23 protein-coding genes are annotated in these 20,190 nt (G+C 58.3%); 14 read left to right on the top strand and 9 right to left on the bottom strand.

Annotated elements, in window-relative coordinates:
- Positions 1–21 precede the first annotated feature (21 nt).
- The 3 genes from B9Z40_RS02980 to B9Z40_RS02970 are packed head-to-tail and all read right to left on the bottom strand — an operon-like array spanning position 22 to position 2,482.
- The gene (locus tag B9Z40_RS02980; RefSeq protein ID WP_100171816.1) at positions 22–330 is read right to left on the bottom strand and encodes a YkgJ family cysteine cluster protein; all 309 of its coding nucleotides are present in this window, start codon (positions 328–330) and stop codon (positions 22–24) included.
- 14 nt (positions 331–344) lie between these two features.
- Positions 345–1,283: an ornithine carbamoyltransferase gene (argF, locus tag B9Z40_RS02975; RefSeq protein WP_100171815.1), complete on the bottom strand. Its 939-nt coding sequence runs from the start codon at positions 1,281–1,283 to the stop codon at positions 345–347.
- A complete protein-coding gene (locus B9Z40_RS02970) occupies positions 1,280–2,482 on the bottom strand; it encodes an aspartate aminotransferase family protein (protein WP_100171814.1) in 1,203 nt (400 codons plus the stop codon). The genes argF and B9Z40_RS02970 overlap by 4 nt, the downstream gene beginning before the upstream one ends.
- Positions 2,483–2,669: 187 nt before the next feature.
- On the opposite strand from B9Z40_RS02970, the gene B9Z40_RS02965 reads away from it, so the two are divergent.
- Positions 2,670–2,990, top strand: coding sequence for a DUF3579 domain-containing protein (locus B9Z40_RS02965; protein ID WP_100171813.1), 321 nt, complete (start codon positions 2,670–2,672; stop codon positions 2,988–2,990).
- A gap of 319 nt (positions 2,991–3,309) precedes the next feature.
- On the opposite strand, the gene rpsT is transcribed toward B9Z40_RS02965, so the two are convergent.
- Complete coding sequence (rpsT, locus tag B9Z40_RS02960; protein WP_019430397.1) at positions 3,310–3,612, bottom strand: 30S ribosomal protein S20; 303 nt, start codon at positions 3,610–3,612, stop codon at positions 3,310–3,312.
- 167 nt (positions 3,613–3,779) lie between these two features.
- On the opposite strand from rpsT, the gene murJ reads away from it, so the two are divergent.
- Entirely contained in the window at positions 3,780–5,345 is a 1,566-nt protein-coding gene (gene murJ / locus B9Z40_RS02955; protein WP_100171812.1) for a murein biosynthesis integral membrane protein MurJ, read from the top strand.
- Positions 5,346–5,363: 18 nt separating this feature from the next.
- Positions 5,364–6,224: a SirB1 family protein gene (locus tag B9Z40_RS02950; RefSeq protein ID WP_100171811.1), complete on the top strand. Its 861-nt coding sequence runs from the start codon at positions 5,364–5,366 to the stop codon at positions 6,222–6,224.
- Positions 6,225–6,308: 84 nt separating this feature from the next.
- On the opposite strand, the gene purM is transcribed toward B9Z40_RS02950, so the two are convergent.
- Positions 6,309–7,340, bottom strand: coding sequence for a phosphoribosylformylglycinamidine cyclo-ligase (purM, locus tag B9Z40_RS02945; RefSeq protein ID WP_100172883.1), 1,032 nt, complete (start codon positions 7,338–7,340; stop codon positions 6,309–6,311).
- Positions 7,341–7,497: 157 nt separating this feature from the next.
- Here purM and B9Z40_RS02940 point away from each other — a divergent pair, with 157 nt between their 5' ends.
- The 5 genes from B9Z40_RS02940 to folK are packed head-to-tail and all read left to right on the top strand — an operon-like array spanning position 7,498 to position 12,017.
- The gene (locus B9Z40_RS02940) at positions 7,498–8,589 is read left to right on the top strand and encodes an AI-2E family transporter (protein ID WP_100172882.1); all 1,092 of its coding nucleotides are present in this window, start codon (positions 7,498–7,500) and stop codon (positions 8,587–8,589) included.
- Positions 8,586–9,272 (top strand): DnaA regulatory inactivator Hda, encoded by a 687-nt coding sequence (gene hda / locus B9Z40_RS02935; RefSeq protein WP_100171810.1) that lies wholly within the window; start codon positions 8,586–8,588, stop codon positions 9,270–9,272. The genes B9Z40_RS02940 and hda overlap by 4 nt, the downstream gene beginning before the upstream one ends.
- Positions 9,269–9,937, top strand: coding sequence for an HAD family phosphatase (locus tag B9Z40_RS02930; protein ID WP_100171809.1), 669 nt, complete (start codon positions 9,269–9,271; stop codon positions 9,935–9,937). The genes hda and B9Z40_RS02930 overlap by 4 nt, the downstream gene beginning before the upstream one ends.
- Positions 9,934–11,496, top strand: coding sequence for a polynucleotide adenylyltransferase PcnB (gene pcnB, locus B9Z40_RS02925; RefSeq protein ID WP_100171808.1), 1,563 nt, complete (start codon positions 9,934–9,936; stop codon positions 11,494–11,496). Before B9Z40_RS02930 ends, pcnB begins: the two co-directional genes overlap by 4 nt.
- Positions 11,497–11,516: 20 nt before the next feature.
- The gene (folK, locus tag B9Z40_RS02920; protein WP_100171807.1) at positions 11,517–12,017 is read left to right on the top strand and encodes a 2-amino-4-hydroxy-6-hydroxymethyldihydropteridine diphosphokinase; all 501 of its coding nucleotides are present in this window, start codon (positions 11,517–11,519) and stop codon (positions 12,015–12,017) included.
- A gap of 13 nt (positions 12,018–12,030) precedes the next feature.
- Here the strand turns inward: folK and B9Z40_RS02915 are convergent, their stop codons facing one another.
- Both B9Z40_RS02915 and B9Z40_RS02910 read right to left on the bottom strand, forming a co-directional pair.
- Positions 12,031–12,477, bottom strand: coding sequence for a hypothetical protein (locus B9Z40_RS02915; RefSeq protein ID WP_100171806.1), 447 nt, complete (start codon positions 12,475–12,477; stop codon positions 12,031–12,033).
- An 8-nt stretch (positions 12,478–12,485) separates the two neighbouring features.
- A complete protein-coding gene (locus B9Z40_RS02910; RefSeq protein WP_100171805.1) occupies positions 12,486–13,007 on the bottom strand; it encodes a GNAT family N-acetyltransferase in 522 nt (173 codons plus the stop codon).
- A 137-nt stretch (positions 13,008–13,144) separates the two neighbouring features.
- Between B9Z40_RS02910 and rpsP the strand changes: the two genes are divergently transcribed.
- The 4 genes from rpsP (at position 13,145) to rplS (ending at position 15,358) form a co-directional block, all read left to right on the top strand.
- The gene (rpsP, locus tag B9Z40_RS02905) at positions 13,145–13,396 is read left to right on the top strand and encodes a 30S ribosomal protein S16 (protein WP_019430383.1); all 252 of its coding nucleotides are present in this window, start codon (positions 13,145–13,147) and stop codon (positions 13,394–13,396) included.
- A gap of 16 nt (positions 13,397–13,412) precedes the next feature.
- On the top strand, positions 13,413–14,030 hold the full coding sequence (gene rimM / locus B9Z40_RS02900; protein WP_100171804.1) for a ribosome maturation factor RimM: 618 nt from the start codon (positions 13,413–13,415) through the stop codon (positions 14,028–14,030).
- Positions 14,031–14,059: 29 nt separating this feature from the next.
- Positions 14,060–14,809, top strand: coding sequence for a tRNA (guanosine(37)-N1)-methyltransferase TrmD (gene trmD, locus B9Z40_RS02895; protein ID WP_100171803.1), 750 nt, complete (start codon positions 14,060–14,062; stop codon positions 14,807–14,809).
- 165 nt (positions 14,810–14,974) lie between these two features.
- Entirely contained in the window at positions 14,975–15,358 is a 384-nt protein-coding gene (gene rplS, locus B9Z40_RS02890) for a 50S ribosomal protein L19 (RefSeq protein WP_100171802.1), read from the top strand.
- A 188-nt stretch (positions 15,359–15,546) separates the two neighbouring features.
- On the opposite strand, the gene B9Z40_RS02885 is transcribed toward rplS, so the two are convergent.
- A complete protein-coding gene (locus B9Z40_RS02885; RefSeq protein WP_100171801.1) occupies positions 15,547–17,640 on the bottom strand; it encodes a DEAD/DEAH box helicase in 2,094 nt (697 codons plus the stop codon).
- Positions 17,641–17,901: 261 nt separating this feature from the next.
- Positions 17,902–18,486 carry an oligoribonuclease gene (gene orn, locus B9Z40_RS02880; RefSeq protein ID WP_100171800.1) on the bottom strand — a complete coding sequence of 195 codons (585 nt, stop codon included), beginning with the start codon at positions 18,484–18,486 and terminating at the stop codon, positions 17,902–17,904.
- Between the two features lie 135 nt (positions 18,487–18,621).
- Here orn and B9Z40_RS02875 point away from each other — a divergent pair, with 135 nt between their 5' ends.
- Positions 18,622–19,881 (top strand): M48 family metallopeptidase, encoded by a 1,260-nt coding sequence (locus B9Z40_RS02875; protein ID WP_100171799.1) that lies wholly within the window; start codon positions 18,622–18,624, stop codon positions 19,879–19,881.
- The gene (locus tag B9Z40_RS02870; RefSeq protein ID WP_100171798.1) at positions 19,878–20,189 is read left to right on the top strand and encodes a 4a-hydroxytetrahydrobiopterin dehydratase; all 312 of its coding nucleotides are present in this window, start codon (positions 19,878–19,880) and stop codon (positions 20,187–20,189) included. Before B9Z40_RS02875 ends, B9Z40_RS02870 begins: the two co-directional genes overlap by 4 nt.
- The last annotated feature ends 1 nt before the right edge of the window (position 20,190 follow it).

Here is a 20,190-nt window from a genome sequence, read left to right as displayed (position 1 = left end):
CCAACACACATCAAAAAGACTTCAGGAGTTCAGTGCGGGCAGGCCTTGGCGGCGACGCGCTTGCTCGCAAGCAGGGCTGCCTTCTTCAAACTCGCGGCAGGGCGAGGGGCGCCATTCGTAGATGCCACAAATGGCTTTTTCGCCCGTTTTTCCATAGAGCGCCGCGCAACGCGGCGGGCTGTGGTCGGTACCGCGCATGCGGCAGGTGTGCTCGGTGATGGGCGAGGCCAGCCCGGCGGGCACATCGCCGCCGCCTTCTTCGTATTCGAAGACCGAAAAATCCACCCGGAAGCTCACGCAGCAAGCGCCGCAGGTGGTGCAGGCGGACATGTCAGGCGGAATTGTTAAGAGTTTATGCGGCCCAAGAGCAAAAACTCCATGAGTGCTTTTTGCACATGCAGGCGGTTTTCAGCTTCGTCCCAGACGACCGATTGCGGGCCGTCGATGACTTCGGCGCTGACTTCTTCGCCGCGGTGGGCGGGCAGGCAGTGCATGAACAGGGCATCGGGCTTAGCGACTTGCATCATGGCTTCGTCTACGCACCAGTCGGCAAAGGCTTTCTTGCGTGCTTCGTTCTCGGCCTCATACCCCATGCTGGTCCACACGTCGGTGGTGACCAGGTCTGCGCCTCGGCAGGCGTCTTCTGGGTCTTTGAAAATTTTGTAGCAGTCAGCGCTGCGCAAACCGGCCACGGCCTGGTCGACTTCGTAGCCGCTGGGCGTGCTCAGGTGGAGCGTGAAGCCCAACAATTCGGCCGCTTGCAGCCAGGTGTTGGCCATGTTGTTTCCGTCGCCCACCCAAGCCACAGTTTTCCCCTGAATGGAGCCCCGGTGCTCGATGTAGGTGAAGATGTCTGCCAGGATCTGGCAGGGGTGGTATTCGTTGGTCAGCCCGTTGATGACCGGCACGCGCGAATGCGAGGCAAAGCGAACGATTTTGTCTTGACCGTAAGTGCGGATCATGACGAGGTCGGTCATGCGGCTGATCACGCGGGCGCTGTCTTCGATGGGCTCGGAGCGGCCCAGCTGGCTGTCGCCCGTGGTCAGGTGGACCACCGAGCCGCCGAGTTGGTACATGCCCGCTTCAAAGCTCACGCGGGTGCGGGTGCTGGCTTTTTCAAAGATCATGGCCAGCGTGCGGTCGGCCAGCGGGTGGTATTTTTCGTAAGCCTTGAACTTGCGCTTGATCTCGGCGGCACGGGCGAATACGTGCGCGTATTCTTCGGCGCTCAAGTCGGTGAACTGCAGGTAGTGCCGCACGGGCACGGGGGACTGAACGCTCATGCTTGTTCTGCCAAAAACGCTTTGATCAGCGGCAAGAGGATGCTCAGCACCTCGTCCGCTTCGGCGGAGGTCATGATCAGGGGAGGCAAGAGGCGCACCACGGTGTCGGCGGTCACGTTGATGATCAGACCCGCGTCGGCGGCCTGTTTGAGCAGGACACCGCAAGGCCGATCGAATTCGATGCCGATCATTAGGCCTTGGCCACGGATTTCCTTGATGCCCTTTTGGCCGCTCAATGCAGCGGTCAGTTTGTCGTGGAAGTGGGCACCCAGGCGTGCAGCGTTGCCCAGCAGGTCGTCTTTTTCCATGATGCGGATGGTTTCCACACCGGCACGCATGGCCAGCGGGTTTCCCCCAAAGGTGGTGCCGTGGTTGCCGGGCTGAAAGATGTTGGCGGCCTTGGGGCCCGCTACCACAGCACCAATCGGCACGCCCGAACCCAGGCCCTTGGCCAGCGGCATAACATCGGGCACGATGCCCGCCCACTGGTGGGCAAACCATTTGCCAGTGCGGCCAATGCCGCACTGAACTTCGTCAATCATCAAGAGCCAGTCTTGCTGGTCGCACAGGGCGCGCACTTCGCGCAGGTAATCGGCACGCATCGGGTTGATGCCGCCTTCGCCCTGGATGGTTTCAAAGAACACGGCCACCACATCGGGGTCGTTGACGGTGGCTTTTTTCAGCGCCTCGATGTCGTTGAGGGGCACACGCACGAATCCTTCGAGCATGGGACCAAAGCCCTGCTGCAGTTTCACATTGGCCGTGGCGCTGAGTGTGGCGATGCTGCGGCCGTGGAAGGCTTTTTCGTAGACGACGATCTTGGGGTTCGTGATGCCCTTGTCGTGTCCGAACTTCCGCGCCAGTTTGATGGCCGCTTCGTTGGCCTCCAGACCCGAGTTGCAAAAAAACACATTCGTCATGCCCGACAACTCGACCAGCTTGGCCGCCAGCACTTCGGCGTTGGGCACATGGAAGTAGTTGCAGGTGTGGATGATCTTGCCGATCTGGTCCTGCAGCGCGGGGGCGAATTCCGGGTGGTTGTGGCCCAGCGTGTTCACGGCAATACCGGCCAATGCGTCGAGGTACTCCTTGCCATTGACGTCCCAAACTCGGCAACCTTGACCATGGCTGAGTGCGATCGGCAGTCGGCCATAGGTGTTCATGGTGTGCGGTGAGGCGGCTTCAATGTGAGCGGTCATGCGTGAACTCCTGAAATAAAAATCGGCCCAATGGTGGAGGGCCGTTAGAGGAATATTTTAGAGGCTTTGTGTGGCTGTTGGATGTCGACTGTCACAAGCCTGAAGTCTTATATAAGATACAATACCTATCTAACGAAAGCAGTGGCGATCCCGGTGCTTTTGGTGTCCACTTCACCCCTTCTATCCGATGGTCTCCAACACTGCCAAAGAAGTCTTCATCCAGGGCATCACCGAGGACGGAAAGACATTCAGACCCAGCGACTGGGCTGAACGCTTGGCAGGCGTGATGAGCCAATTTCGTCCCGGCGGCGCCGTCCCGGGCAGTCACTTGAGCTATTCCCCTTGGTGCATTCCCACCACCATGGGCAACGTCAAATGCGTGGTGGTGCACCATGACCTGCGCGATTACGACGTGATGGCATGGGACTTTGTCATGAATTTCGCCAGAGACAATGGCTTGCAAGTGGCTGAAGCCTGTTTGTTGCCCGATCTGCCGCCCAAAAAATAAGACTCACAACCAACCGCCTTTGGGCGGTTTTTTGTTGGTTCCGATTTCCTGGGGGGGGGGACAGAAGCCCTGATGAACCGCGCTGAGTTGGGGCCATTGCCGGGTGACGATTTCTACGAGCGAAGCGAGTCATGAGGAGCCCGGCGATGGCCCCAACTCAGCCTTAGCCAAATGCCGAACACCCGCTTCAAGTTGCCAATGAGGCATAAAAAAACCGCCAAGGTTTACACCTGGGCGGTTCAGTTTTCGCGGACAGCGCACCCGTTTCAAACGGCAGCGAGGACTGAGCCTCGCCGGGCTGTTGATCTGTTGGAGCGGATCAGGCTGCGGCGAGGGCCAAAGTCTTGACTTTGGCGCTCAGGCGGCTCTTGTCACGAGCGGCCTTGTTTTTGTGGAAGATGCCCTTGTCGGCAATGATGTCCACCACGGTTTGCATCTTGGCAAACAACTCTGTGGCTTTGGTCTTGTCGCCTGCTGCAACGGCTTTTTCGACGTTTTTCACAGCAGTGCGGTATTTGGAGCGCAGCGAAGAGTTCGCAGCGTTGATTTTGACGTCTTGGCGGACGCGTTTACGGCCGGAAGCAAGACGGGGGTTTTTCTTTTTAGGTTTAGCGGATGCCATATATAAGTTCTTTCAGTGTCTGAGGATGATGTCCAGCGAACCCAGCATTCTAGCAGAGCTCAAACGGCTTGATGACGCTCCCATCACGCCCAAAGTGCAAGGGTCTGGTGTGAACATCCATTGAATAAGGCTTTGGACGGATCAGGGGGCCGCTACACTCGGCCACTGTGAGCCTTCTCCGATCTGCCTCTGTTGTATCGATTTTCACCCTGGCCTCCCGGGTGACGGGTTTGGTGCGCGAGTTGCTGATCGCCTCGATGTTCGGTGCCAGCGCCCTGACCGATGCCTTCAACGTGGCTTTCCGAATCCCCAATTTGTTTCGCCGGCTGTTCGCAGAAGGCGCCTTCAGCCAAGCATTTGTACCGGTTTTGGCCGCCAGCCGAGCCCAACACGGCGAAGAGGCCACCAAAGAAGTGATCGACAGCGTGGCCACCGCCTTGGCTTGGTCGGTCTTGGCCCTATCGGTTTTAGGGGTGTTGGTCTCACCTTGGTTGGTATGGGCTATGGCCAGTGGCTTGCAACAAGATGCCCGGGGTTATGGCGCGGCCACGAACATGACGCGCTGGATGTTCCCCTACATTGCCTTCATGTCCATGGTGGCCTTGTCGGCCGGCATTTTGAACACCTGGAAGCGCTTTGCCGTTCCTGCGGCCACGCCCGTGCTGCTCAATGTTTGTGTGATTGCTGCTGCGTGGCTGTTGGCGCCCTGGCTCAGCCGCCAAGGGATCGAGGCCATTTATGCGCTGCCTGTGGGCGTGATGCTGGGTGGTTTTTTGCAGTTGATGGTGCAAATTCCGGCCTTGGCCCGCTTGGGCTTGTTGCCCCGCATTGGCGTGCGTCCGTCCGCCGTCAAAAAGGCCTGGACCAACCCTGCCACCTTGAACATCCTGCGCTTGATGGGTCCGGCCTTGCTGGGTGTCGGTGTGGCGCAAATTTCCTTGCTCATCAACACACAGATTGCCTCGCATTTGGCGCCGGGCAGCGTGAGTTGGTTGACTTACGCTGACCGCTTGATGGAGTTTCCGACGGCCATTTTGGGTGTGGCTTTGGGTGCTGTCTTGATGCCGCAATTGGCAGCGGCCAAAGCCACAGGCGACAGCGAGCGTTACGCGGCCATGCTCGACTGGGGTCTGCGGCTGGTCTTGCTGCTGGCGCTGCCTTGTGCTGCGGCTTTGCTGGTGTTTTCGCAACCGCTCGTGTCGGTTCTCTACCACTATGGTGCTTTTACCGACCGTGATGTGCAGCAAACCACTTTGGCCCTGACGGGCTACGGTGTGGGCTTGCTGGGCTTGGTGGCCATCAAGGTGCTGGCCCCAGGGTACTACGCCAGTCAGGACATCCGCACCCCGGTGCGCATCGCGGTGGTGGTGCTGGTGCTCACCCAAATTTTCAATGTGCTGTTGGTGCCGTATTTGGCACATGCTGGGCTGGCACTGTCCATTGGCTTGGGCGCGCTGGTCAATGCATTGTGGCTGCTGGTGGGCCTGCTGCGCCGGGGCAGTTACAAGCCGCAGCCCGGTTGGTGGCGCTTTGGCTTTCAGGTGCTCTTGGCTACGGGCTTGTTGACAGGCTTGCTGTGGTTCGCTGCGAACCATTTGCCTTGGGTGGCCATGCGACAAGAGGCCTGGCTGCGCATCGGCTGGATGTTGGGCGTTTTGCTCTGTTCTGCCTTGCTTTACTTTGGCGTTTTGTGGGCCACAGGACTGCGGCTCAAAGCCTTTCTCAAACGCTGACGGCTATCCGGAACAGACATGCTGTTGAATTTGTCATCACCCACCCCGCTCAGTTACTTTGCCAGTCTCGTGCAAAGCGATGAACATTTCCCGTTGCTGGAAGCTGCTGCCAGCTTGGCACAAGACGAAGAACCCAGTTTGGATGTGCAGCACGTTCTGGACGATGTGGCCCGTTTGCTGCGCAGGGTTCAGTCGCGTATGCCTGAGGATGCCGACGACCTGACTCAGCTGGCCATTTTGACCAAGGTTTTTTACCAAGATTTGGGTTTTGGGGCCAACGCCAACGACTTTTACGCCCCCGAAAACAGTTACTTGAATGAGGTCCTGAGAACACGCAGGGGCATCCCGATTTCTTTGGCCGTGCTTTGGCTGGAATTGGCGCAGGCCATGGGTTTGCACGCACAGGGCATTTCTTTTCCGGGTCATTTTTTGGTCAAAGTCACCCTGCGAGATGGACTGGTGGTGTTGGACCCGCTCACGGGTGAGTCTTTGGGCTTGGACAATTTATCGGAAAGGTTGAGCCCTTTTCGCGACCCCGTAGACCAGACGGCAGCTGCCGACTTGGATGAGGGTGAGACGCCACTGGGTTTGTACCTGCAAGCTAGCCCCGCACGAGATGTGTTGGCCCGCATGCTGCGCAACCTGAAAGAAATTTTCCGATCACAGAAAGATTGGCCCCGCATGCTGCAGGTTCTGGACCGTCTGGTGGTTTTGTTGCCAGAGGTTTGGGCCGAAAGGCGTGACCGGGGTTTGGTGCATGCCGAATTGGGGCATGTGCACGAAGCGCTGCAAGATTTGCGGGTGTATTTGGAAGCTGAACCTTCAGCGCCCGACACTTTGGCGCTGAAAAATCGGGTGACCGAACTTTCAGCCCTTTGATGCCATGTCCACTGCTGGGCCCAATGGGGTCTGGTGGTGTCCAGAGTGGACGGGCTTAGACATCAAAGAGTGAAAAGAGCTTTTTTAAGCGACCACCACCTGAGCGCCTTCGCCTTGCGCCGCGATGCGGCCAATCGTGAAGACCTGCTCACCGGCTGCGCGCAAAGTGGCCGCGCAGCCCTCAGCTTCGGCTGCATCCAAAACGACCACCATGCCAATGCCGTTGTTGAAGGTGCGGTTCATTTCGATGTCGTCAATGCCGGCAGTGGTCTGTAGCCAAGCAAACAACTCGGTTTGTGGCCAGCTGCCTTTTTGCAGGTGAGCCGCTAAGCCTTCGGGTAAAACGCGGGGAATGTTTTCCAGCAAGCCGCCCCCGGTGATGTGGGCCAGCGCCTTGATGGGGTGGGCGGCCAATGCTGCGAGTACGTTCAAGACGTAAAGCCGTGTGGGCTCCATCAGTGCTTGCTTGAAGGGTTTGCCGTCGAGTGTGGCTGGGGCGTTGCTGCCTGCCCGCTCGATGCACTTGCGCACCAGACTGAAACCGTTGGAGTGCACGCCGCTGGAGGCTAAGCCCAGCACCACGTCGCCAGCCTTGACGTTTTGACCCGTGAGAATTTTGGACTTTTCGACCGCACCGACTGCAAAACCGGCCAGGTCGTATTCACCGGAGGGGTACATGCCGGGCATTTCCGCCGTTTCGCCGCCGATCAGGGCACAACCTGACAACTCGCAGCCCTTGGCAATGCCGCCCACCACGGCCGCTGCCGTGTCCACGTCCAGCTTGCCGCAGGCAAAGTAGTCGAGGAAAAACAAGGGTTCAGCGCCTTGCACCAACACGTCGTTCACGCTCATGGCCACCAGGTCAATGCCCACGGTGTCGTGCATGTTCCATTCAAATGCCAGCTTGAGTTTGGTGCCCACGCCGTCGGTGCCGCTGACCAACACGGGTTCTTTGTAGCGCTTGGGCACTTCAAAAAGTGCGCCAAAACCGCCGATGCCGGCCAGCACGCCTTCGCGCATGGTTTTTTTGGCCAGAGGTTTGATGCGCTCAACCAGGGCATCGCCCGCGACGATGTCGACGCCGGCGTCTTTGTAGGAAAGTGGAGTTTGACTCATGGTTTTGGCCCCCATGGGGCATGTAATTGGAGAATGAGGGGCCAATAAACGGGCTGGCAGACTAAAATCTGAGTCTATTTTAAGGGTTGACCCTGACCGCTTGAAATCCAACCACGCCAAAGACGAACCTCACTTGCAAGCACCTTTGCCATTTTTAATGACCCGATTGGCCGCATGGCTGGGCGTGGCCTTGGTTGCTGCGCTGGTTTTTTGGTTGCTGGCCCCCGTGTTAGCGCCTTTTGTCATCGCCGCCGTTTTGGCCTATGTGCTTCACCCCTTGGTGCTCAAGCTGGAAGGCTTGGCCCGCGGCCGATTGCCTCGGGCCATCGCGGTGGTGCTCATTGAAGCGCTGGCGCTGTTGGCGCTGCTGGGCATTTTGCTGCTCTTGGTTCCGATTTTGCTGCGTGAATGGCCTTTGCTTCAGCAGCAATTGCCTTTGTTGCTAGACCGTTTGGGCGATGCCATCAACCCACTGCTGATGCAGTTGGGCTTGACTGTCTCGCTGGATTTTCGAGACCTCAAAAACCAATTGCTGGTTTATTTGAGTGCCAACCGTGAGGACTGGTGGGCCCCGCTCATGTCCTCCCTGAAGCTCGGCGGCAGTGCGGCTTTGGCTGTGGCCGGTTATGTGGTGTTGGTGCCGGTGGCCCTTTTTTACATGCTTTACGACTGGACGCGCTTGGTCAACAACGTGCTCGAATTGGTGCCGCCATCGTGGCGCGGGCGTTTTGATGGTTTCATGCACGAATGTGACCAGGTGCTGGGCGAGTATTTGCGCGGACAGATGTTGGTGATGCTGGTTTTGGCGGTCTTTTATTCGGTCGGACTCAAGCTGTTTGGCTTGGACTTGGCCTTGCCCATTGGGGTGTTCACCGGTTTGGCGGTGTTCGTGCCTTACTTGGGTTTTGGTTTGGGCTTGGTGTTGGCCCTGTTGGCGGGTTTGTTGCAGTTTGCTTCAGCGCAAGCGTTGGTCATGGTGGCCGTGGTCTTCGGATTGGGGCAGTTGATCGAAAGTTTTGTGCTCACGCCCCGCTTGGTGGGGGAGCGCATTGGCCTACATCCACTCTCCGTCATTTTGGCTTTGATGGCTTTTGGCCAGGTTCTGGGCTTTGTGGGTGTGTTGATTGCGTTGCCCGCCAGCGCCGTTTTGTTGGTGGCATTGCGCCGAGTGCGTCACCAATACCTGCAAAGCGACTTGTACCAAAAAAGTGGTTCTGGCATGGCCGAGCAAGGGCCTGATCAGGCATGAAGCAACTGGCTTTGGACATCGGCTTGGCCTCCAGTCCCACGCTGGACAATTTCTTTGCCGGTCCAAACGAAGCGGCGCTCAGCCATCTTCGTTTGTGGACCGCCTCCAGCAGCCGATCGCCGGTGCCAACCTATTTGTGGGGCGAAAGCGGTTCGGGCAAAACCCATTTGTTGCATGCGGTACACCAGGCCCTCAAAGACCAGGGAGCCCAAGTGGGCTGGCTGGATGCCCACACCATGGATCCGCCGGAGTTCAAGGACGACTGGGCGGCCGTGCTGATGGACGACGTTCATCTGTACAACTTAGAGCAGCAGCACACGGCTTTCAATTGGTTCGTGAATGCGCTGACGCCTCGCATCGGTAGCCCCCGCTGGGTTTTGGCGGCGGGTGCTTTGCCCCCCGCCGATTTGAAGTTGCGTGACGATTTGCGCAGCCGCTTGGGTTGGGGTCATATTGACGCCCTGCAAGTCTTGGATGAACCCCAACGCCGATCCGTTTTGCGCCAAGAAGCCGACGCGCGAGGCTTGTTTTTGAGCGACGAAGTCATGTCTTATATGCTCAACCGGTTTTCACGGGATTTGGGCAGTTTGATGCAGTTGCTTGACCACTTGGACCAATACGCTTTGCAAACGCAACGTGCCCTGACCATTCCCTTGGTGCGTTCCATGATGGAGAACGAATGAAACTCGCGCTGTTTGACCTGGACCACACTTTGCTGCCTCTGGACTCCGACCACAGCTGGGGGGTGTTCACCACCGATTTAGGCTGGAACGACCCGGTTGTGTTCAGTCAGCGAAACGACGAGTTTTATGCACATTACCAGGCCGGAACGCTGGACATTCACGATTACGTCCGCTTTGCCACTCGCGCTGCTCGCGAACGCGGTGCCACAGAATCCGCCCACGCCCACGCCCGTTACATGGACGAAGTGATCCGGCCCCGCATCACGCCCGAGGCGCTGGCGCTGGTACGATCGCATCAGCAAGCAGGTGATACGGTCATGATCGTGACCGCCACCAACGAATTTGTCACCCGCCCGATTGCCCAAGCCTTTGGTGTGAGTGAGTTGATTGCGGTGGACCTCGAGCGCGATGTCAATGGCTGGATCACGGGCGAGATCCGGGGCACTCCCTCATTTCGTGACGGCAAAGTGACCCGGGTGGCCCAGTGGCTGGCCCAGCAAGGTCTGGACTGGTCAGACGTGGAGGTTACTTTTTATACCGACTCCATGAATGACTTGCCACTTTTGGAAAAAGCCCACCATCCGGTGGCAACGAACCCTGACGCTCGGTTGCGTCAACTGGCCACAGACCGTGGCTGGCGCATCCTCGAACTTTTTCAAGAATGATCAAACAATTCATCGACAAGCTGATGGGCAAAACCCCCAAAAGCAACAAACCCCACTTTGGCCGACGCACAGAGGTCCCGGCATCCGTGCACGGCATCGACCCGAACCTGGTTGACGAGCGTGCCATTCATGTGACCTCCACTTTGCAGCAAGCTGGGTTTGAGGCCTACATCGTGGGCGGCGCGGTGCGCGACCTGTTGTTGGGCCTGCGCCCCAAAGATTTTGATGTCGCGACCGATGCCACACCTGAGCAGGTCAAAGGGCTGTTTCGCCGGGCGTTCATCATCGGTCGGCGCTTTCGCATCGTGCATGTGGTGTATGGCCGTGGGCGTGACAATGAGGTGATCGAGGTCTCGACTTTCCGCGCTCATTTAGACAATGCGGCGGCTGAGCAAGTCAAAGGCAATGAGCGCACCAGCAAGCGCCAACTCGAAGGCATGCAGCATGCGGTCGATTCTTCGGGCCGTGTGCTGCGCGACAACGTCTGGGGTCCGCAAGACGAAGACGCGACGCGGCGTGATTTCACCGTCAACGCCCTGTATTACGACCCTGCATCTCAGATCGTGGTGGACTACCACGGCGGCATTCAGGATTCCAAAAAGCGCGTGTTGCGCATGATTGGCGACCCTGTGGCGCGTTACCGCGAAGACCCGGTGCGCATCATCCGCGCCGTGCGTTTTGCCGCCAAGCTCAGCCCGCTGGGTTTCAAGCTGGAGGCCAAAACCGCCAAACCCCTGACGCAGTCGGCCACTTTGCTGGCCGACGTGCCGCAAAGCCGCTTGTTTGATGAAATGCTCAAGCTCTTGCAAACCGGGCACTCTCTGGCGTCCATTGCTCAGCTGAAGCACTTGGGCTTGGCCACGGGCATTTATCCTTTGCTTGATGTCGTGGTGGAGCGCGCAGACAGCGCTTTTGTACAAGTGGCGTTGGCCGACACCGATCGCCGCGTGGGCGAAGGCAAGCCCGTGGCGCCCAGCTTTTTGCTCGCCTGTGTGTTGTGGGCCGATGTGCGCGAAGGTTGGGCCAAGCGCTTGGCGCGCAAAGAGCACGCTCACCCGGCCCTGCAAGACGCGATCGACGAGGTGTTTGATGCGCGCATCGGCGATGTGTCCGGGCGCGGCAAACTGGCGGCTGACATGCGTGAGATCTGGATGATGCAGCCGCGCTTTGAAAAGCGCGTGGGCAGCACGCCGTTTGGCTTGGTCGAGCAGCCACGCTTTCGTGCGGGCTTCGACTTTTTGCGACTGCGTGCTGACATCGAAGAGGTGGACATTCGCCTGGCTGATTGGTGGCAAGAATTCAGCATGGCCAGTGATGCAGAGCGCGAAGATTTGGTACAGGCCGCCAAGGCAGAGCAACAGGTTTCACAAGCGGCCAAGCCGCGCGTGCGCCGAGCACCCCGCCCAGAGGGCGCGCCTGCGCCTGCAGCACTTGACGCAAACCCGTCTGCCTCAGATGCGGAAAACGCTGAGTCGGGTGCGCCCAAAAAACGCCGCCGCCGCCGTCGTAAACCCGGTGAGGGTGGCGATGGGGCTGTGGACGCGGGCGGCGCGGCCTGAATCGGCCCTGAATCTAGCCCATGGCCGAGTCAGCGCGCCAGAGCGTGACCGCTTACGTGGCCATTGGGGCCAATTTGGGCGATGCTCAGCAGACGGTGCTGCACGCCTTTGATGCCTTGGCCCTGTTGTCCAGCACCCAGCGCATGGCCCGCTCGAAGATTTACCGGACAGCGCCGCATGAGGCACAGGGGCCGGATTTTTTCAATGCCGTGGCCCGCATCGATACGGGCTTGACCGCCCCCGATTTGCTGGATGCTTTACAGGCTATTGAGAATCAAGCGGGGCGTTTGCGTCCCTATGTCAATGCCCCGCGCACTTTGGATTTGGATTTGCTTTTTTATGGCGAAGCCCATGTGCAAAGCCCGCGGCTGAACTTGCCCCATCCGCGCTGGCGGGACAGAGCATTTGTCCTCTTTCCCCTGGCCGATGTGTGGCCAGAGCGCGTCAACCCTGAAGACTTGATGCGTGTGGCGGGACAGGGCATTGAACGCTTGCCAGAGGATCCATCAGGCCTTGCCTGATCCGTTGCAGGCTTTACTGGCTGATCAAGCGGGCCGCTTCGATCTGGTACTCAAAGTAGCGCTGGAAGCTGAAGACCAAGCTGGCCATCAACACGGTGGTGCCCAGCAATAAAGCGTTGGCAATGCCAATGACCGTGCCCCAATTGGTGCGGCCTGCTGGGTTGAGATCTTCGCTCTGGGGGTTGAATTTGGCATTCCATTTTTCAATGGCACTCAGGCCGTAAACAATGGCGTTCAGGGCGCAGCCCGCGATGGTGAATCCCAGCAAAGGGATCAGCAACCAGCTGAGCGTGTCGTCTTGGCCAAACTGTTGGACACGCTCCAGCCCATAAAAACCCAGTGCAGTGGGGATGGGCAGCAACCAGCCCAGCGTGTCTGAAAACCCGTAAAGGTAAAAGCGGTGCAGGCCCAAAGGGCCTGTCCAAAAAGTCAACCAAGTTGCAATTGTTTTGTTTTTCATGACGCTGATTATTGCGGAGCGGTGCTGTCACCGGCACCCAAAGGCTTTTCCATCATCACCACATCGAGCCAGCGGTCAAACTTCCAACCGCAGGATTTGAGCAAGCCTAGATGGCTAAAGCCCAGTGATGTGTGGACGCCAATCGAGCCCGTATTGCCCGAATCGCCGATGACAGCCAGGAACTTGCGCACCCCCGCTTGTTCGGCTTTGGCGCACAACTCGGCCAGCAAGGCGCGGCCCATGCCTTTGCGGTGAACGTCTGGGGCCATGTAAATCGAATCTTCCGCAGAAAAACGGTAAGCTGGCCTGGGCTTGAACCAGTTGCAATAGGCAAAACCCACCACGCGGCCTTGGTCTTCGACCACGAGATAGGGCAAGCCCTTTGAAAGGACATCGGCCCGGCGGCTGGCCATGTCGGTCTCGGTGGGTGGATCGATCTCGAAGGTGCCGGTGCCCGTGAGTACGTGGTGGCGGTAAATGGCAGTGATGGCTGCGACGTCTTCGTCGCGGCTGGGTCGGATCAGAGGCAAGGCAAGGCTCCCGTTGTATAATGGTGGGCTTTTCAGTGTGTCACTGGCCGGGTGGCCAGTTGCGTGTCTCAAACGCTGAAAGAAAACGGGTTTCCCGGCATTTGTTCCGGAGAGACCCAACCACCCAAGGATAAATCATGGTTGTTATTCGTCTGAACCGCGGCGGCTCTAAAGCACGTCCTTTTTTCAACATCGTCGTTGCCGACAAGCGCGTGCGTCGTGATGGTCGCTTCCTCGAGCGCATCGGTTTCTACAACCCCACAGCCAAAGGTGGCGAAGAGGGCTTGCGCATTGCACAAGACCGTTTGACCTACTGGAAAAGCGTTGGCGCCCAAGCTTCTCCCACCGTGGAACGCCTGATCCGTCAAGCCGGCAAAGCCGCAGCCTGATCGGCCCCCAAAGGTCATGCGCCCTTCTTTGGACACTGCCGCTTTGCCGGTCGACGCCATCGAAATCGGGCGCATCACCGATGCTTGGGGCATCAAAGGCTGGTTCAAGGTCTTGCCCCACAGCGCCTCGCCCGAGGCGCTTTTTTCTTCCAAGCAATGGTTTTTGTTGCCGCCAGATCGGCCAATGAAACCCAAACGCCCAACAGAGGCTGATGCAGTTGCAGCAGTTCAGGCTGTTTGGACCGAGCCCTTGTTGCTCACTGTCAAAGAAGTCAAAAACCATTCCGATACGGTGGTGGCCTGCGCTCACGGCATGGACGACCGCAATGCCGCAGAGTCTTTGCGAGGCGCACGCATTTTTATCCCCCGCTCCAGTTTTCCTGCAGCGGCCGATGGCGAGTATTACTGGGTTGACTTGCTGGGCTTGCAGGTGGTCAACCGAGAGGGTCTCGACTTGGGACAAGTTCGTGACCTCATGTCTACGGGCCCACAAACGGTGCTTGTGATCGAGGCGGCTGCAGAAGTCGAAGGCGGTAAAACCGTTGAGCGCATGATTCCCTTTGTCAGCGCGTTTGTGGACGGTGTTGACCTGCCTGGTAAACGCATCACCGTTGACTGGCAGCCCGATTACTGAATCGCTGCCTCGGCCGTGGAGGGCCATCCATGCGCTTTGACATCATCACCCTGTTCCCTGAGTTGTTTGCACCGCTACTGACCAGCGGCATCACACGTCGCGCGTATGAAAGCGGCTTGGTGGATGTGAGTTTGTGGAATCCCCGCGACCATGCCGAAGGCAATTACCGCCGTGTGGACGACCGCTCGTTTGGCGGTGGCCCAGGTATGGTGATGTTGGCCGAGCCCTTGTTCAAGTGCCTCAGCGCTATTCGCGCAGAGCGTCAAGAGGAAGTGCCTGCACCCTTGGTGTTGTTTTCACCGATTGGGCGGACGCTGAACCACACGGCTGTGGCGCAATGGTCGGGCAGCGCGGGCGCTGTGCTGCTGTGCGGCCGCTACGAAGGCGTGGACCAGCGCTTCATCGATCAACATGTCGACCAGCAAATCAGCCTGGGCGACTTTGTGCTGTCGGGCGGTGAAATCGCCGCCATGGCTTTGCTGGACGCGGTGGCCCGTTTGCAGCCGGGGGTGTTGAACGACGAAGGCAGCCACCAACTGGACAGTTTCAACCCTGCGTTGGATGGTTTGTTGGACAGCCCGCACTACACCCGTCCCGAAGTTTGGCAAGGCCACGCCGTACCCCCTGAATTGATGTCTGGGCACCATGCCCACATCGAGCGCTGGCGGCGTGAGCAAAGCCTTCGCCTGACGGCCTTGCACCGACCAGAACTGATCGATCACGCCCGAGTGGCGGGGCAGCTCAGTCGCCAAGACGAAATCTTTCTCAAAGAGCAGTAAATCTGTTCGGTCTTTCAAGTTCTCGCAGCAGGGCTTGAAAAAGTTATAATTAAAGGCTTTTCGATCCTCTACCCGCCGCGATCTGGCTCAGTCATGCTTATACATGGCCTTTACAGCACAGAACGCCCCTTGTGTAGCGAGGCATGATCGGACGGAGTTCAAAAAATGAATTTGATTCAAACTCTTGAACAGGAAGAAATTGCCCGTTTGGGTAAAGTGATTCCTGAATTTGCCCCCGGCGACACCGTGATCGTCAGCGTCAACGTGGTGGAAGGTGCGCGCAAGCGTGTCCAAGCTTACGAAGGTGTTGTGATCGCCAAGCGTAACCGCGGCCTGAACAGCGGCTTCACCGTGCGCAAGGTCTCCAGTGGCGAAGGCGTGGAACGTACGTTCCAAACCTACAGCCCTGTGATCGCGAGCATCGAAGTCAAGCGTCGCGGTGATGTCCGCCGCGCCAAGCTGTACTACCTGCGTGACCGCAGCGGCAAGTCGGCACGTATCAAAGAAAAGTTGCCACAGCGCAAAGCAGCACTTGCTGTCAAAGCGTAAAGCCTTTTCGGCCATACGAAAAAACCGCCCGGGTTTGCGCCCAGGGCGGTTTTTTTTGGCGCAGTCAAAACGACTGCATTCAAAATGACCAAGCCATCAAGCCCTCATGCTCAAGAAAAAAGGCCTTGCCTTTGAGGGCAAGACCTTTGAGAGGATCTTGAGGTCCTGGGCTGCGCCCAGGAAAACGATCAACCGCGTGTGATTTTCAGGACACGCGTACCGCCGCGCTTTGCTGGGCCTTCGCCTGCTGCGTGGGGTTTGAAGTTGCCGGCACCAAAAGGCTTGGGGCCGCGGGCGAACTTGTCACCGGCTGCGCCGCGTGGGGCAGGACGGGCAGCGTTGCGGTTGTCACCGCCACGGTCTTCCCAGCGACCACCTTGACGTGGGCCATCTTGGCGCGCGTCTTGACGTGGGGCAGGGCGGCTGTCGCCTTTGTCCCAAGGATGTGCCGGGGCAGCACGCTGCTCAAAGCGGTCGCCACCACGGTTGTCATGGCGGTTATCGCCTCGGGGTGCGTCAAAACGACCACCTTCTTTGCGCTGGTCGAAACGGGGTTCAGAACGTTGCTCAAAGCGGGGCTGCTCGTCGCGGAAGTTGCCACGCGGGGCGCGGTTGTCAAAGCCACCGCCAGCATTGTCACGGTCACGGTTGCCACCAAAGTCGCGGCCACCTGGGGCGGGACGTCCACCACGGAAACCACCGCCAGCGTTGGCGTAGTTGCGCTCGCCGCCAAAGCGGTCACCGCCACGGCCCATGGGCTTGCGGGCTTCGGGCATGCGCACTTTGGGCTCCAGGCCAGGAATCACTTCGGCCTTGAAAGGCTGGCGTGTGTACGACTCGATGTCACCAATCTTGCGACGGTCACGAATCTCAGCAAAGGTCACAGCCAAGCCATCGCGGCCTGCGCGGCCTGTGCGGCCAATGCGGTGGGTGTAGTCTTCGGCCTTCATGGGCAAGCCGAAGTTGAAGACGTGGGTGATGGTGGGCACGTCGATGCCGCGAGCGGCAACGTCGGTGGCTACCAAAATTTGCACTTGGCCATTGCGCAGTGCCATCAGGCGGCGGTTGCGCATGCCTTGGCTCAAAGCGCCGTGCAGGGCCACAGCCGAGAAGCCGTCTTGCTGCAGGTCAGCGGCCAAGCCGTCGCACTCGATTTGGGTGCTGGAGAATACGATCGCTTGGTCGATCGTGGCGTCACGCAACCAGTGGTCAAGCATCTGGCGCTTGTGTTGAGCGTTGTCGGCCCAGAACAGCACCTGCTTGATGTTGTTGTGCTTTTCTTGGGGGTTGTCGATCTGGATTTTCTGGACCGAAGAACCACCGTCGTGCATCACGCGCATGGCCAGTTGCTGAATGCGCGGGGCAAACGTGGCACTGAACATCATGGTCTGGCGACGCTGGCTGGTCATGTCGTTGATGTCGGCCAAGTCGTCCGAGAAGCCCAGGTCGAGCATGCGGTCGGCTTCGTCCACCACCAAAAACTGCACTTGGTCCAGCTTGATTTGCATGGAGCGCTGCAGGTCGAGCAAACGGCCAGGTGTGGCCACCACCAAGTTGGCGTTTTGCAGCTTGGCAATTTGCAATTGGTAAGGAATGCCGCCGACCACGTTGGCCACGCGCAGACCGCGTGTGTGCTTGACCAATTCAATGGCGTCTTGCGCCACCTGTTGGGCCAATTCACGTGTGGGGCAAACGATCAGGGCGCCGGGGGCGGGGGCCTTGAAGTTGCGTGGGTTGGTGGGGTCTTTGCGCTTGGCGCGCTTGGGGGCGGGCTCGCCCTTGGCGACTGCATCGGCACAAGCTTGGTCGAATTCAGCGCGCTCGGCGGCTTCTTGCTCGGCCATTTGCTGGATCAGGGTGTGCAGCACGGGCAGCAAGAAAGCGGCGGTTTTACCGCTGCCGGTCTGGCTGGAGACCATCATGTCGGTGTAACCATTGGACTTGCCGTCTTTGGAGCCGCCTGCAGTGGGCAAAGCCAAAGGAATGGTACGCAATTGCACAGCGGTGGGCTGGGTGTAGCCCAAATCGGCCACGGCTTGCACCAGCTCAGGGGCCAGGCCCAGCTCAACGAAACCGTTGGGCACGTCGGCGATGGCTTCGACTTCTTCGGCCAATTCAGGTGTGGCCTGCGCCGCAGTGTCTGGGGTGATTTCGGCTGCAGCGGCAACCATGATTTCAGTGGCCAAGTTGATCGAAACTGTCTGTGCAGTTGACTCTGTGGCGATGGATGTGATTTCGGCAGGCGACAAGTCGTCCTGCACTGTGTTCAAAGTGTCGGTCATGTATGTAAAAAAACTCGCACGGAACAACGACCGCCAACAGAAGACTGTTGCATAGGGTCTTAGCACCGCAAGGTTGAAAAAACATCAACCATCAAACGGTGCTCGCGAGTGGCGCTTGGCGTGGAGCCTGGCCGCTGTGAGTGACCCTATCTTTGGGTCAAGGCATGAAGGGAGATGTAAGAAATGCTGCACCTGAAATGCAGCAAGCCCACGATTGTGCCACGGACAATAAGAAAACGCTAGGGTTTTCCCTGAAAAAAATCAAAGTCGAATGAAATGCTCTCGGTAATGCAGCAATTCTTCAATGGATTCGTGCACATCGGCCAGCGCCGTGTGCTTTTGCTGCTTTTTAAAACTGGCATACACCTCGGGTTTCCAACGGCGTGACAGTTCCTTGAGGGTGCTCACGTCGAGGTTACGGTAGTGGAAAAACGCTTCCAGCTTGGGCATGTACTTGACCAAGAAGCGCCGGTCCTGGCTGATGGTGTTGCCGCACAGCGGTGAGCTGTTCTTGGGCACATACTTTTTCAGGAAGGCCAGAATTTGCTCTTCGGCATCGGCTTCGCTGAGGGTCGACGCCTTGACTTTGTCGATCAGTCCGCTCTTGCCGTGTGTGCCTTTGTTCCATTTGTCCATTTGGTTCAAGAGCGCATCGCTTTGGTGAATGACCAGCACGGGGCCTTCGATGCGCGGCGTGAGGTTAGGGCCGGTCACGATCACGGCAATCTCCAGCAATCGCTCTTTTTCGGGATCGAGGCCCGTCATTTCGCAATCGATCCAAACCAAGTTCAGGTCAGATTTGGGCAGCTCTGCGGCTTCTGGGAGGGGGGTATTGACTTCAGACATGCGCTGATTGTCGCTGATGCGTGCAGGTTGTATGGGCCAATGATGGTCGGGTGCGTGACCTGAATGGTGTCAGCGCTCTTCGGCATCAAGCCCTTGCTGAGGCCTGTCAGACAAGGCCGCTTCTACAATAGGACGATGAACCCTTCCTTGACTTTGACATTGACCCTGGTTGTGGCCTTGCTGGCGCATGTGGCGCTCAAATTCTGGCTCAATGCCCGCCAGGTCAGGCATGTGGCGCGCCACCGAAACGCGGTGCCGCAGGCCTACGCCGACACCATGAGCTTGGCCGACCACCAAAAAGCAGCCGATTACACCCTGGCCAAAGCCCGTTTGTCGCAAATGGACATCGCGCTGGATGCGGCGGTCCTGTTGGGTTGGACGCTGCTGGGCGGCTTGGATGCCTTGAACCAGTTGTTGCTCGGCTGGATGGGCCCGGGCATGGTTCAGCAAATCTCGCTGGTGCTGGGCTTCGCCCTGGTGGGCAGTCTCATTGGCTTGCCTTTGTCTTTGATGCAAACCTTTGGCGTTGAACAGCGCTTTGGTTTCAACAAAATCACGCCTGCTTTGTGGTTAGGCGACATGGCCAAGGGCTTGGTCTTGGGATTGGCCCTGGGCCTGCCGCTGCTGTGGGTGGTGCTGTGGCTCATGCAAGCTGGGGGAGAATGGTGGTGGTTGTGGGCTTGGGGCGTGCTGGTGGGCTGGCAGCTGTTTTTGATGGCCATCGCCCCCAACGTGATCATGCCGCTGTTCAACAAATTCACACCTTTGGAAGACGAGTCGCTCAAGGCCCGTGTGCAGGGCCTGATGCAACGGGCAGGCTTCACCGCCAAAGGTTTTTTTGTGATGGATGGCAGCCGCCGTTCGGCGCATTCCAATGCTTTTTTCACCGGCTTCGGGGCCAGCAAACGCGTGGTGTTTTTTGACACTTTGCTCAAGCAGCTGAGCCCGTCGGAAATGGAGGCGGTCCTGGCCCATGAGTTGGGTCACTTCAAGCACAAACACATCGTCAAGATGATGGCCACCAGCTTTGCGATGACCCTGGCCGGATTGGCCTTGCTTGGCTGGTTGGCGCAGCAGGCCTGGTTCTACACAGGCTTGGGTGTGATGCCCAATTTGACGGGCAGCAACGATGCGCTGGCGCTGGTGTTGTTCATGTTGGTGACGCCGGTTTTTACGCTGTTCTTTGCGCCCGTGTCGTCCTGGCGCTCACGGCAACAAGAGTTCGAGGCAGATGCTTATGCCGTGTCGCAAACGCCAGGCCAAGACTTGTCTTCGGCTTTGCTCAAGCTTTACCAGGACAATGCCTCGACCTTGACACCTGACCCGCTGTACGTGAAGTTTTACTATTCGCACCCGCCAGCCAGCGAACGATTGTTGAGGATGAAAAACGCATGAGCAACTTGGAAGTTCGCGCCCTCAAACCCACCGAGGTGATCATGGCGCTCGGCCAAATTTCGGGTTGGCAATTGTCGGGTGATGGTGAGGATGTCGCCATCGAAAAGACCTTTGATTTTGCCCAACACACCCATGCGCTGCTGTTCATCAACAGCGTGGGCTGGTTGTCCGAAAAGCTTAACCACCACCCTGAGCTGGTGTTGACCTATCGCCGTTGCGTGGTGCGCTGGAACACACATGACGTGCAAGGCTTGAGCCGCTTAGACTTTGAAGCCGCCACGCAAACCGATGCCTTGTTACCGGCATGAA

Origin of the sequence: Limnohabitans sp. 15K, assembly GCF_002778285.1 — a bacterium.
GTDB lineage: Bacteria > Pseudomonadota > Gammaproteobacteria > Burkholderiales > Burkholderiaceae_C > Limnohabitans_A.
The sequence above is the reverse complement of the archived record's forward strand: the minus strand, read 5'-3'. Positions and strand labels throughout refer to the sequence as shown.